The organism is Streptomyces sp. NPDC015125 (assembly GCF_043080045.1).
Lineage (GTDB): Bacteria > Actinomycetota > Actinomycetes > Streptomycetales > Streptomycetaceae > Streptomyces.
The window spans coordinates 406,578-419,141 of sequence record NZ_JBIBVF010000002.1 but is presented as its reverse complement, the minus strand read 5'-3'; the positions used below and the strand labels follow the sequence as shown (position 1 = coordinate 419,141).

Sequence of the window (12,564 nt, the reverse complement as noted above, 5' to 3'; positions counted from 1 at the left end):
GCCGGCCGGGCGTACCGATGCCCGGCCGGCACCCCCGCACCCGCCCCCGCACCCGGACCCGAACAACGGCGCAAAGCAACAGGAACCTGACGCCTCTTGGTGGTGACGCGACGGGGCCATCCGTACGAGGATGGACGCATGTCCCACACCACTACTTCCGGGGGCGGTCCGCTGCCCCGCCAGGTCGCCGATGCCTATGTCGACGCCCTTGTCGACCTGGACCCGATCACCGGCACCTTCCTCGGCATCCCCGAGAGTTCCGGCAAGCTCCCCGACTTCTCACCGACGGGCCAGGAAGCGGTGGCCCAGCTCGCCCGGACGACGCTGGAGAAGCTCACCGAGGCCGAGTCCCGGCCGGGCGCGGACAGTGCCGCCGAGCAGATCTGCGCACGGCTGCTGCGCGAACGGCTGACCGCCGAGCTGGCGGTCCACGAGGCGGGCGAGGGCCTGCGCACGGTCAGCAACCTCAGCTCACCGCTGCACCACGTCCGTGAGGTCTTGACGGTCACCCCCGCCGAGACCGACGAGGACTGGACGGCGATCGCCCGGCGGCTGCGGGCGGTACCCGCCGCGCTGGAGGGCTACCGCGCCGCTCTCGACGCCGGCCTCAAGCGCGACCTGCCCGCCGGACCGACCCAGGTGCGCACGGTCATCGGCCAGTTGGACGCATGGATCGGCACCGACCGCAGCTGGTTCGCCGAGTTCACCGACCCGGGCCCGGACACCCTGCGCGCCGAACTCACCGAGGCCGCCGAGGTGGCGACCGGCGCCCTGGTGGAGCTGCGCGACTGGTTCCGTGACAGCTATGCCCCGGCCATCGAGGGCGCACCGGACGTGGTGGGCCGGGAGCGCTACGCCCGCCTCGCCCGCTACTTCAACGGCGCCGACCTCGACCCCGACGAGGCGTATGCGTACGGCTGGTCCGAGTTCCACCGGCTGCTGGCCGAGATGGCGACCGAGGCCGAGAAGGTCCTGCCCGGCGCGAAGACGCCGTGGGAGGCGCTGGCCTGGTGCGATGAGCACGGCGAGGCGGTCGAAGGCGTCGAGGAGACCCGGCAGTGGCTCCAGTCCCTCATGGACGAGGCCATCGACGGGCTCGACGGCACCCACTTCGAACTGGCGGAGCGGGTGCGCCGGGTGGAGTCGCGGATCGCCCCGCCCGGCGGCGCGGCCGCCCCGTACTACACCCAGCCGTCGCTGGACTTCTCCCGGCCCGGCCGGACCTGGCTGCCGACGATGGGCGAGACCCGTTTCCCGGCGTACGACCTGGTCTCCACCTGGTACCACGAGGGCGTGCCCGGCCACCACCTCCAGCTGGCGCAGTGGGCGCACGTCGCCGACCAGCTCTCCCGCTACCAGACGACGGTCGGCATCGTCAGCGCGAACGCCGAGGGCTGGGCGCTGTACGCCGAACGGCTCATGGACGAGCTGGGCTTCCTCACCAACGCCGAACGGCGCCTGGGGTATCTCGACGCGCAGATGATGCGGGCGGTCCGGGTCATCATCGACATCGGCATGCATCTGGAGCTGGAGATCCCGGCGGACTCCCCCTTCCATCCGGGCGAGCACTGGACGCCGCAGCTGGCACACGAATTCTTCGCCCGGCACAGCAGCCGTCCGGCCGACTACGTCGAGAGCGAGATCATCCGCTACCAGGGCATGGCCGGGCAGGCGATCGGCTACAAGCTCGGCGAGCGGGTGTGGCTGCAGGGCCGGGAGGCGGCCCGTGCCCGGCACGGCGCGGACTTCGACCTCAAGGCCTGGCACATGGCGGCGCTGTCGCAAGGCTCGCTGGGCCTGGACGATCTGCTCGCCGAGCTGTCGGCGCTCTGACCACGGCCCTGGTGCGCGGCGGCCGGCCACCACACCGGGTGTGGTGGCCGGCCACCGCCGTCCGTAGGATCCGCTGATATGACAGTGGATCTCGCGGCGGACCGACGGCCGCTCCTTCTGTTCCCCGGCGACCCGCTGCGTCCCCGGCGCCCCGATCCGCATTTCACGGCCGAGGCCGCCGCGGCGCAGTCGGCCGGTGCGGTGACCGCGGTGCTCGGCCACGAGGAACTGGTCGCCGGGGACGCCGAAGCGGCGGTGTCACGGGTCCCGCGCGAGGCCGGACCGGTCTGGTACCGCGGCTGGATGCTGCCCGCCGGCCGCTATACCGAGCTGTCCGCGGCGCTCGCCGACCGGGGCTGCCGACTGCTGACCTCCCCCTCGGCATACCGGCGCGCCCATGAGCTCCCGGGCTGGTACGACACCTTCCGCGCGCTCACCCCGCACAGCGTCTGGCTCCCCTGCGCGCCCGGCCGGGCACCGGAGCGGGCGGCGCTGGCGGGACTTGCCGACGGGTTCGGCGCGCCGGGCCGGTCCCGTCCGCTCGTCGTCAAGGACTGGGTCAAGTCCCGTAAACACGAATGGGACGAGGCCGCTTTCGTCCCGGATGCGGGCGACACCGATCAGCTGGCCGCGGTCGTCGGCCGCTTCATCGCCCTCCAGGAGGAGTTCTTGACCGGAGGCGTGGTGCTGCGCGACTTCGAGTCCTTCGATGCGCGGGGCGAGGCGCGGGTGTGGTGGGTGGACGGCGAGCCGGTGCTGACCGGCCCGCACCCCGACACCCCGGAGCTGCGCCCCGCCCCTGACCTCACCCATGTGGCGTCCGCGGTACGCGAGTTGGGGCTGCGCTTCGTCACCACGGACCTGGCGCTGCGCACCGACGGTGTGTGGCGGGTGGTGGAGGTCGGCGACGGCCAGGTCAGCGGTCTGCCCGCGGGGATGGACCAGCGGCCGCTGTTCGAGGCGCTGGTTACCGCGGGCGCCGGCTACCCGCTGGTGCTCACATCCGGCCGGGTGGCGCTGCGCGCGCTGCTGCCGGCCACCGCCGCGCGGGTCGCGGACGGCGAGCCCGCGGGGTTCGACTGGATCGACGGCACACCGTCCGCGGCCACCTCGGCCGGCGCCGGTATCGCCGTACGGGCGGCCGCGGCCGGCCACTACCGGCCCGGCTGGGGCGTCTTCGTCCTGACCGACGCGTCCGCCGGGACGGCGCTCGGCAGCATCGGCTTCCACGGCCCGCCGGATGCCGAGGGCTTCGTGGAGATCGGCTACGACCTCTCCCCGTCCGCGCGCGGCGCCAGTTGGGCGACCGACGCGACGCGGCTGCTCGCCGGCTGGGCGGCCGCCCACCCCGAGGTACGGACGGTGTGCGCCCTGACGGAGCCGGAGAACGTCCCGTCCCAGCGGGTGCTGGAACGTGCGGGTTTCCGGTTCTCCGGGGAGCGCGAGGGGCGGTGTGCCTACGAGATCGACGGGTCCGCGGCCCCGGCCGGGGTCAACGCCGGAAGCCGCCCTCGGAGTTCTCGGAGTTGATGACCTGGCCGGTGATCCAGGCCGCCTCGTCGCGCCCGAGGAGCGGCAGCGGGTCGCGGCCGGGCACGTCGGCGTCCGTGGCGGGGCAGCTCTCGGCGGAACGGCTGCGGAACGGCTGTTGCCGTAGGTCGTGACACGGCAGGCCGGTGGGCGCCCGGTAGCGGTGACATCCGGTTTTCCGGGCGGCACACTCCCCGCGGACGCTTCTCCCGATCCGGCGGCCGCGCGACGGGCTCGGTCCAGCTCAGCCCCGCACGCGATGCCGGACCGTCGAGCCCGACCGGTCCTTGACGACCTCCAGCTGGGCAGGGATCCGCGCCTTGAGGTCGGCGACATGGCTGACGATGCCGACGCTGCGGTCGCGTTCACGCAGCGAGTCCAGGACGTCCAGCACCTCGTCCAGGGTCTGTTCGTCCAGACTGCCGAACCCCTCGTCGATGAAGAGGGTGTCCAGCCGGGTGCCGCCCGCCTCGTCGGTGACCACGTCGGCGAGGCCGAGCGCCAGCGCGAGCGAGGCGAAGAAGGTCTCGCCACCGGAGAGGCTGGAGGTGTCCCTCTCGTGCCCGGTCCAGGCGTCGATGACATGCAGCCCGAGGCCGGAGCGCCGGGCGCCGCCGGCCCGTTCGTCGGAGTGGACGAGGGTGTAGCGGCCGGCGGACATCCGGTGCAGCCGGGCCGTGGCGGCGGCGGCGACCTGTTCGAGCCGGGCGGCGAGCACATACGACTCCAGGCGCATTCGCCGCTCGTTCTCCGTGGACGTACCGGAGGCGAGGGCCGCGAGACGGGCGATCCGCTCGTAGTCGGCGCGCAGCGGGGCCAGTGCGCGGGCGTCGGCCTCGGCGCGCGCGGAGAGCCGGTCGAGCTCGGTGCAGCGGTCCCGGGCCGCTGCGTGGGTGGCCGAGGCGGTACGCAGCCGGGTCGCTGCTGCCTGGTGCGCGGTCTGGGCGGCGACCGGGTCCGCGGGCGGCAACGCAGCCGCGGCGCTGATCTCGGGATCGGCCAACTCCGCCTCCACAGCGGCTGATTCGGCCTGCCACTCGTCGAGTCGCTGCTGCAGCTCCCGCCACTCGCCGTCCCGCAGCAGGGCCTCGGCGGCGGCCTGCGGGGTGTCGAATCCGGCGCGGTGGGCGGCGTCGGACAGCCCGGCGTCGGCGTCCTTGAGGCGCTGGGCGCAGGCACCGGCCGTACGGGCCGCCTCCGCCGCCGCGGCGAGCAGGGCGACCTGCCGCTCCAGCCGCGCGGCCCGGTCGGCCACGCTCGGGGAGTCGCCCCGCGCCCGGGTCAGCTCCTCTTCCAGAGCGGCCCGTTCGCGGTCCAGTGCCTCGCGCCGGGAGGTACGGGCAGCGACCCGGCGCTCGGCCTGCTGCTGTCCGTCGCGGCGCCGTTCGTATGCGCGCTCGGCGCGTCCGAGCGCCTCGCGGGCGGCAGGAAGGTCGGCGCCGAGCACACCGGCACGGGCGAAGTCGGCGCGCAGCTCCTCCACCTGGGCGCCGAGTTCACCGGTCGGGGTGCTTCCGGCCGTGGCGGCCGCGGCGGCCAGCGACTCCTTGGCCGACTGGCAGTGGGCCTCCGCCTGCTGCCGCGCCTCCTCGGCCCGGCGGTGCGCGGCCAGTGCGGCCTCCTCGGCCGTCCGGTCGACGTGCCCCGCCCCGGCCCGGGCCGGGGCGGGGTGCTCGGTCGCGCCGCACACCGCACACGCCTGACCGTCGCGCAGCCCGTCCGCGAGCTCGGCGGCGATCCCGCGCAGCCGGCGGTCCTTGAGGTCGAGCCAGTGCTCGTGAGCCGCCGCTGACTGCTCCCTGGCGGCGAGCAACTCCCCTTCCGCCGACCGCACGTCGGCGGACAGCCGGTCGCGGCGCCGGGCCGCCTCCCAGCGTTCGGCGGCCGGTGCCATCCGGGCTTCGAGCTGTTCGGCCCGGGTGGCGGCCTCCTGGGCGGTTTCGATGCGCTGCTGATGGGCGCGCTGGGCATCACCCCATGCGGCGAGCCACTCGGCGGCGTCCCCCAGCGTCTGCTCGTCGGCGCGCGCCTCACGGTCGAGGGCGGCCCGCTCCCGGCCGATGTCGGCGGCGCGCCGCTCGGCCCGGCGGGCGGCCCCGAGCGAGCCCAGGTCTTCCCGCACCTGCCGCTCCGTCGAGGCGAGGTGCTCGCTCTCGGCATCGGCGAGGGCCGACGGCAGGGGACTTCTGCACTGCCGCTCGGCGCGCTGTGCGGCGTCCAGTTCGTGCCAGGCGGCGTCCCGCAGGGCGAGCGCGGGCGCGACCTCCGCGGCCGCACGGGCCCGCTCCAGCCGCTCCCGGGTCCGCTCCCGCTCCTCGGCACGGGCATCGAGCCGGACGGCCCGTCGCCGGGCGTCCGTGTACCGCTGCTGAAGCCGGTCGCGCTCGCGGGCCTCTTCCCACCGCCGGGCCGTCTGGTGCTCGGCGGCCTCGGCGGCGTGCGCCGCGGAATGTGCGACCGCCAGCCGCTCCCGCGCGCTCACCCGGGCAACGGCCGCCCTGACCAGCACCGCTTCCGCGAACCCCGGCTCGCCGGGTCCCGGTACGGCCTGACCTGCCCCGTCCGCGGTACGGCCGGGTCCGCCCCGTCCGCCGCCCTCCACGGGCCCGGCCTGCCCCGGCACGGTGGTCCTTGTCGCCGTCGTGGCCGCCGTCGTCGCCCGCCCGCGTCCACGCGCCGGTGCGCCCGGTGCCGCCTGCCCGGCGCGGTCCGGCGCCGGGACGGACGGATCGGTGAGATCGGCGCTCTCACCGGCCGCCTGCGCCATCCGGTGCGCCAGCGCCAGCAGCCGTTCGTCGCCTGCCGTCACCGTGTCGGCGGCGGCCTTGCGGCGCGCATTCAACTGTTCTTCGAGTGCGGCGAACCGCCGGGTGTCGAAGAGCCGGCCCAGCAGCCGGGAGCGGGCCTCCGCATCGGCCCGCAAAAAGCGCGCGAAGTCGCCCTGCGGCAACAGCACCACCTGGCAGAACTGCTCCTTGCTCATCCCGAGCAGCTGGCCGATCTCCTCACCGATCTCCTGGTGCGAGCGGCTCAGCGCCTTCCAGTGACCGCCGGGGCCGTCCGCCGGCCCGTCGCCGCCCGCCGTTCCCCCGGCATCCGCCCCCGCCGGCACGAATTCCCGCAGCCTGCTCTGCGCCTTCTCCTTCGTCGTGCCGCTGCCGCGCTTCTTGGGGCGCGGCTGCTCGGGAAGCCGGGTGATCTCCAACCGGCGCTCCGCCACGGTCAGTTCCAGGACGACCTCGGTGAGCGTCAGCGGGTCGGCCAGATCGCTGCGCAGGGCTTGGCCGCTCTGCCGCGCCCCGGGCACCGACCCGTACAGCGCAAAGCACACCGCGTCCAGGACCGAGGTCTTGCCCGCGCCGGTCGGGCCGTGCAGCAGGAACAGACCGTCCTGCGACAACCGGTCGAAATCGATGGTCTGGGAGCCGCCGAAGGGTCCGAAGGCGGTGAGGGAGAGCCGGTGCAGCCTCAACGCGCCACCTCGGCCACCATGTCGTCGACGCGCACCTCGTCGATCGCCGAACGCAGTTCGCTCCGCTCCTGCTCATCGACCGCCCGGCCGGACCGTACGTGCTCCACGAAGTCCTCGGCGATCTCCTGGTCGCTGCGCCCGCGCAGCCGCTGCGCATACGAGGCCGCCGAGCGGTCGGGCCCGTCGTCGGGGTCGAAGACCAGACTGACGATGTGCGGGAAGCGCCGGACGAGCCGGGCCATCGGCTCGTGCGGCCGGACGGTGTCGGTGAGCGTCGCCTCGACCCAGGACTCCTCGCGCCGGGCGTGGTCCGGGTCCTCCAGCAACTGCTCCAGCGGCCCGCGGACCCGTGCCAGCGGCCGCGGCACCGGGCAGTCCACCCGCTCCGCCTGCACGGCGCCGTCCGCGTCGAGATCGACGATCCATGACGACTTGCGGTGACCGGCCTCGGAGAAGGAGTAGGCAAGCGGCGATCCGGAGTAGCGGACCCGCTCGGTGAGGGCCTGAGCGGCGTGCAGATGCCCGAGGGCGACATAGTCCACCCCGTCGAACACCGGCACGGGAACGGAGGCGACCCCGCCGACGGTGATATCGCGCTCGCTGTCGCTGACCGCACCACCGGTGACGAACGCATGCGCAAGCACCACGGAGCGGGTCCCCGCAGGCCGGCCGGCGAGGTCGGCCCGTACCCGCTCCATCGCCGCGCCCAGCACCTCCGCGTGGTCGGCCCGCCGCGCGCCGAGGGTGTCGCGCACCATGGCGGGTTCGAGATACGGCAGGCCGTAGAGCGCCACCGGGCCGTGGTCGTCGGAGAGCAGCACGGGGGTACCACAGCCTGCCGGGTCGGTCCGGAGATGGATTCCGGCCTGCTCCATCAGCCCCGCGCCGACGCCGAGCCGACGGGCGGAGTCATGGTTGCCGGAGATCATCACGGTCGGGACACCGAGGGCGGCGAGCCGGTGCAAAGCGTCGTCGAAGAGCTCGACAGCGGCGAGCGGCGGCACGGCACGGTCATAGATGTCGCCGGCAACCAGCACCGCATCGATGTCCCGGTCGCGCACCGTGGCGACGAGATGGTCGAGGAACGCGCGCTGGGCGGAGAGCAGGCTCACGCGGTGGAAGGACCGCCCCAAATGCCAGTCGGAGGTGTGCAGAAACCTCACGTAGCGACTCCGAACTGCATGTTCTTCCCCTCCGTGGGCTACGTGTCGGCACGGCCGGCACGGCCGGCACGAGCTTCGGCAACCACCCCGTCGATCCCGGACCTCATTCTCGCACCCGCAGGGGGGCCGGGTGGGCCGGTGGGCCGGGTGGCGAGCAAGCGGTCTGCGGCACCGATTCGCCCGTACCGGAGCCCGGGTTCCGTGGTCCGGCATTCCAGCATCACTCAACCCAACAGACGCTTTAATCCCAGAAAGCATCATTAACCACATTTTTAACTCGAAAGCGTGAAACCCTCCCGGATTCACTCACGTTGCGGCCGCACGAGCCGAAGGAAGGGAGGTACAGGAAGCGGCAGTGAGCCGCTTGGATCGATCGGGAGATTTGTTATGTCACGGATCACGCGGGTGGCTGCTGTGGCCGCTCTTGCGGCAGGTACTGCCCTGGGGGGCGTTTCGGCGGCGTTCGCAGACAGCGGCGCGGCCGGCGGCGCGGCCAATTCACCGGGAGTGGTGTCGGGCAATGCGTTTCAGATCCCGGTCCACATTCCGGTCAATCTGTGCGGCAACACCATTAACGTCGTGGGGCTGCTGAACCCGGCCTTCGGCAACACCTGCTTCAACGGCAACGTCGAGCGCCGGGTGATCGTGCACCGCCACGTCACCAAGCACGTCACCAAGCACGTCATCAAGCGCATCGTGAAGCACCACAAGAAGCACCACCCGAGCGGCGGCATCCACACCGGCGGCGGCGGCCTGATGCGCTAGCACGCGATCCGTCCCGGGGGTGGCCGGTCACCACGGCCCCACCCGGGACGGTCACTGACCAACGCATCACCAGGCCCGGGGCCGGGCCGTTTGCACCGACAGCCCTTCCACCTTCATCGGAGCAGACGACCCGGCCCCGGGCTCCCCTCTGCCCTCTGGCACCCGGAGGCACGCCCCGCCCCGGACACGCCCTGACCGCGCTTCCCTCCCCAGGGCCTCGCCTCTCTCAGGGCCTCTCGCCTCTCGGGGCCTCTCGCCTCTCAGGATGGCTCCCCTCTCGGGGCCTCCCCTCCCTCAGACTCCGCGCCTGTCGGCTTCGGTCCGCGCACCAGCAGTCATGGGCCTTCATCCTGCTGTACGCCGTCTTCCGCATCGCGTCCCTGATCGCGGTGTTCGGCGTCCTCCACACATGGGTGCTCCCGGTGAGGGACCGCAGCCGTGACACCGGCATGCTCCGCGCGGTGGGTGCTCCCCGTCTCCTGGTCCGCGAGACCAGCAGGCTGCAGAGCCGCGTACGCCGCGCCGTGCAGATACTCCTCGCTGATCCGCTTCGGCCCGAACGGCCACTCCTTCTCGTAACGGGCCCAGGCGAGGAAGGCCACGGCACCCGCACCGACCCAGGCCAGCGACCATTCGATGGGGTGCCTGCCGGGCGAGTTGCGGTCCGCGTAGCCGTAGATCACCAGCCAGCCGACCAGTGCCACGACGCCGGGCAGCGGATAGAGCCACATCCGGTACGGGCGGCGCAGCCCCGGCTGACGGCGGCGCAGCACGGTCACCGCCGCGATCTGCGCCAGCGACTGCACGAGCACCATGACGGTGGTCAGCAGCTGGATGATGGTGGCCAGGTCGGTGTGCCGTCCGATGAGGAAGCCCACGGCCATCACGGCTCCCATGGTCAGCAGGCCCAGTACGGGGAAGCGGTGACGAGGGTGCAGTTTGCCGTACGGGCGGAAGAAGACCCGGTCGCGGGCGGCGTCGTAGGGAACCCGGGAGCCGCCGAGGAGTCCGGTGAAGACGGAGGCGACGGCGGTGACGAGGATGAGCACGGTGACGGTGTCGGCGGCGCCCTTGCCCCAGGCCTTCTCCAGCACGGCGGAGGCGACGGAGGAGGACGCCGTGGAGTGCGGATCGAGCATGTCCTTCCAGTCCACGACGCCCAGGGTGCCGATCTGCAGCAGCAGATAGATCGTCATGATGCCGAGGATCGAGGTGATGACGGCGCGGGGAATGGTGCGGCCGGGCTGCCTGATCTCGGCGCCCATGTAGGCGATGGTGTTGTAGCCGAGGTAGTCGTAGATGCCGATCGTCAGGCCGGCCGCGAAGCCGATCCAGAAGTGACTGGTCGTCAGCTCGAAGGCATGGGCGGGGTAGGTGAACGCCCGCTGGGGGCTGAAGTGGGTGAAGGCCGCGACGATGACCAGGGCGACGGAGGCGATCATCACCGTCCACAGGACGACGGTGAGCTTGGCGATGTTCTCCACCCGCCGCCACAACAGCGCGATGATGCCCACCGTGACGACGAGGCCGACGAGGTCGCCCTGCGCCGGGCTCATGTCCGGCCACAAATAGCCGAGGTACTGCACAAAACCGATCACCCCGGTGGACATGCCGAGCGGGATGAACAGCATGGCCGTCCAGACGAACAGAAACGGCATCAGCTTGCCGGTCCGGTACTGGAACGCCTGCCGCAGATAGACGTAGCTGCCTCCCGCACCGGGCAGTGACGCGCCCAGCTCGGCCCAGACCAGCCCGTCCGCGAGCGCAAGAACCGCACCGGCCAGGAAGCCGGTCACGGCCTGCGGCCCGCCGAACGCGGCGACCATGAGCGGGATGGTCACGAACGGGCCGATGCCGCACATCTGGCTCATGTTGATGGCGGTGGCCTGGAACAGGCCGATCCGGCGGACGAATCCCACACGCTCATCGAGGAGTTCAGGCATAGGGACCCTTTCTCGTGCCGGCGCGCTCACGGTTTCGCGGCCTGTTCTCGCCGCGCCACAGGCTGACACGATCGGCGCTCCGGCGCACCGGTGCGTGCCGGACTTTCCGGCGCGGTCCGCACCCGCTGCACCGTCTCTCCGGCAGGCCGGCCTGGCCCCGACGGTCAGAGGTCGCCGTACGCCTCGCCGCCGAGCTCCAGCCTCGCCGTGCCGGCAGTGGTGTCCGCGAGCCAGGCGCGGAAGGCATCGAGGTCGGCCTCCGGCAATCCGATCTCGATGCTGACCTCTGCCCCGTAGGTGACCTCGCGCACCGCCCGGCCCGTCGTGCGCAGATCGTTCTCCACCCGGCCCGCGCGCTGGTGGTCGACGGTGACCGTCACCAGGCGGAAGCGCTGCCGGGTGACCGTGCCCAGTGCGTCCAGTGCCTCACCGACGACGCCTCCGTAAGCCCGGATGAGGCCGCCGGCACCCAGCTTGACCCCGCCGAAGTAGCGGGTGACGACGGCGACGGCGAAGCGGACCTCGCGGCGCACCAGCATCTGCAGCATCGGTACGCCCGCGGTGCCGCCCGGTTCGCCGTCGTCGCTCGCCTTCTGGATGCCGCCGTCGGCGCCCAGGACGTAGGCGAAGCAGTGATGGCGGGCGGTGGGGTGCTCCTTGCGGATGCGCGCGATGAAGTCCTGGGCCTCGGCCTCGGTCGCCACGGGCGCGAGCGCGCAGAGGAAGCGGGACTTGTTGATCTCGATCTCATGGACGCCCTCGCGCGCGAGCGTGCGGTACTGCTCCTGCATCGGACCAGCCTATGCGGCCCCTGTGACATGCGGATACCGGCCGGACCGGCCGGACCGCGCCGCGCTGGGGTGTCCGCCGAACGGGCGCGGGTGTCCGCCGTACGGGCGCAGAGCGCACGGCCACGCGGCGTACCCACCCCGTCCGCACGGTGCGTCGGTGCGACGTCCGCCCCGGCCGTGGGCACTGTGAGGTCAGTGCGAGAGCCTCGTGTTTCCGGGGCCCCGCTCGTACGTGTAGGAACGGCGGGTTTGCGGAGGGCTGCATGGAAGAGAGCACACAGTCGGCGATGACGGCGGGCGTTCCCGTGACGGGCGAGGAGATGCCCGAGCCCCCGCCGGAGGTCATCGAGGCGGCACGCCAGGCACCCGAACACTGGCTGGCCATGGTGGATCTGACCTGGCAGGGAGAGGGGCCACCACCCCTCTGGGCGCTGATCGGGCAGTGGCGCTCGGACCCGGCCGGCGAGATCGTCGAGTGGCGCGACAATCCGGAGTACCGGCCGTCACCGCAGATGCTGGACTGGGCAGAGCCGACCGATGCGGTCGACAGCGCGCTGCAGCTCGCCGCGACCGGCTACGGACCGGGAGAGGCCGTCTCCGAGACGCTGGCGCGCGCGGAGGTCTCCGTCCTGGTGACGGCGACCGGTACGCCACTGGCCGCCGCGTCGCCCGAGGGCACCCCGGTGATCCCCGTCTACACCTCGCAGAGCTACCTCGAATCGGTGGGCCGTCTGCTGTACGACCGGCGGACGGTGGCCGAACTCGTCGAGCAGCTGCCGCCGGGGCATGCGCTGTACCTCAATCCGACCGGTCCGGTGAGCATGCTGGTGGACACCGAGGAGCTGCGCGCCACACTGGCCGACGCCTCAGGAACGGCGGATGAGCCGCGGGATACGGCCGTGCCCGTGGCGCCGCGCCCGGGTACCGGGGCGGGCGGGGCCGAGCCGGTGGGCAGCGGCCGGGCGATCGGCAAGCCGGCCCGCGCCGCGAAGGGCAGCACCGTCGTCGGAGCCGGTATGGCCGGCAGCGGAATGACCCGCGGCGCCAACTGAGCCGCCGGCACCGAA

7 protein-coding genes and 1 pseudogene are annotated in these 12,564 nt (G+C 72.8%); 4 read left to right on the top strand and 4 right to left on the bottom strand.

The window, feature by feature from the left end; translation table 11 throughout:
* Positions 1 to 138: 138 nt before the first annotated feature.
* A complete protein-coding gene (locus tag ACF088_RS06865; RefSeq protein WP_392374331.1) occupies positions 139 to 1,833 on the top strand; it encodes a DUF885 domain-containing protein in 1,695 nt (564 codons plus the stop codon).
* Positions 1,834 to 1,911: 78 nt separating this feature from the next.
* Positions 1,912 to 3,363: a GNAT family N-acetyltransferase gene (locus ACF088_RS06860; RefSeq protein ID WP_392374330.1), complete on the top strand. Its 1,452-nt coding sequence runs from the start codon at positions 1,912 to 1,914 to the stop codon at positions 3,361 to 3,363.
* 244 nt (positions 3,364 to 3,607) lie between these two features.
* On the opposite strand, the gene ACF088_RS06855 is transcribed toward ACF088_RS06860, so the two are convergent.
* A complete protein-coding gene (locus ACF088_RS06855) occupies positions 3,608 to 6,835 on the bottom strand; it encodes an AAA family ATPase (protein ID WP_392374329.1) in 3,228 nt (1,075 codons plus the stop codon).
* Positions 6,832 to 7,998, bottom strand: a complete 1,167-nt coding sequence (locus tag ACF088_RS06850; protein ID WP_392374328.1) for an exonuclease SbcCD subunit D — start codon at positions 7,996 to 7,998, stop codon at positions 6,832 to 6,834. Before ACF088_RS06850 ends, ACF088_RS06855 begins: the two co-directional genes overlap by 4 nt.
* Positions 7,999 to 8,385: 387 nt before the next feature.
* Between ACF088_RS06850 and ACF088_RS06845 the strand changes: the two are divergent.
* Positions 8,386 to 8,619, top strand: a pseudogene (locus tag ACF088_RS06845) (chaplin); the annotation flags it as partial.
* A 479-nt stretch (positions 8,620 to 9,098) separates the two neighbouring features.
* Here ACF088_RS06845 and ACF088_RS06840 read toward each other — a convergent pair.
* Both ACF088_RS06840 and ACF088_RS06835 read right to left on the bottom strand, forming a co-directional pair.
* Positions 9,099 to 10,706 carry an APC family permease gene (locus tag ACF088_RS06840; protein WP_392374327.1) on the bottom strand — a complete coding sequence of 536 codons (1,608 nt, stop codon included), beginning with the start codon at positions 10,704 to 10,706 and terminating at the stop codon, positions 9,099 to 9,101.
* A 164-nt stretch (positions 10,707 to 10,870) separates the two neighbouring features.
* On the bottom strand, positions 10,871 to 11,497 hold the full coding sequence (locus ACF088_RS06835; RefSeq protein WP_392374326.1) for a YigZ family protein: 627 nt from the start codon (positions 11,495 to 11,497) through the stop codon (positions 10,871 to 10,873).
* A gap of 263 nt (positions 11,498 to 11,760) precedes the next feature.
* Here ACF088_RS06835 and ACF088_RS06830 point away from each other — a divergent pair, with 263 nt between their 5' ends.
* Positions 11,761 to 12,549 carry a type VII secretion system-associated protein gene (locus tag ACF088_RS06830; protein WP_392374325.1) on the top strand — a complete coding sequence of 263 codons (789 nt, stop codon included), beginning with the start codon at positions 11,761 to 11,763 and terminating at the stop codon, positions 12,547 to 12,549.
* Positions 12,550 to 12,564: the final 15 nt, after the last annotated feature.

What these genes read in the sequence shown, in the direction of transcription:
- ACF088_RS06830 (WP_392374325.1), top strand. Translation starts at nt 11,761, where the DNA reads ATGGAAGAGAGCACACAGTCGGCGATGACGGCGGGCGTTCCCGTGACG.
- ACF088_RS06835 (WP_392374326.1), bottom strand. Translation starts at nt 11,497, where the DNA reads ATGCAGGAGCAGTACCGCACGCTCGCGCGCGAGGGCGTCCATGAGATC.
- ACF088_RS06840 (WP_392374327.1), bottom strand. Translation starts at nt 10,706, where the DNA reads ATGCCTGAACTCCTCGATGAGCGTGTGGGATTCGTCCGCCGGATCGGC.
- ACF088_RS06865 (WP_392374331.1), top strand. Translation starts at nt 139, where the DNA reads ATGTCCCACACCACTACTTCCGGGGGCGGTCCGCTGCCCCGCCAGGTC.
- ACF088_RS06860 (WP_392374330.1), top strand. Translation starts at nt 1,912, where the DNA reads ATGACAGTGGATCTCGCGGCGGACCGACGGCCGCTCCTTCTGTTCCCC.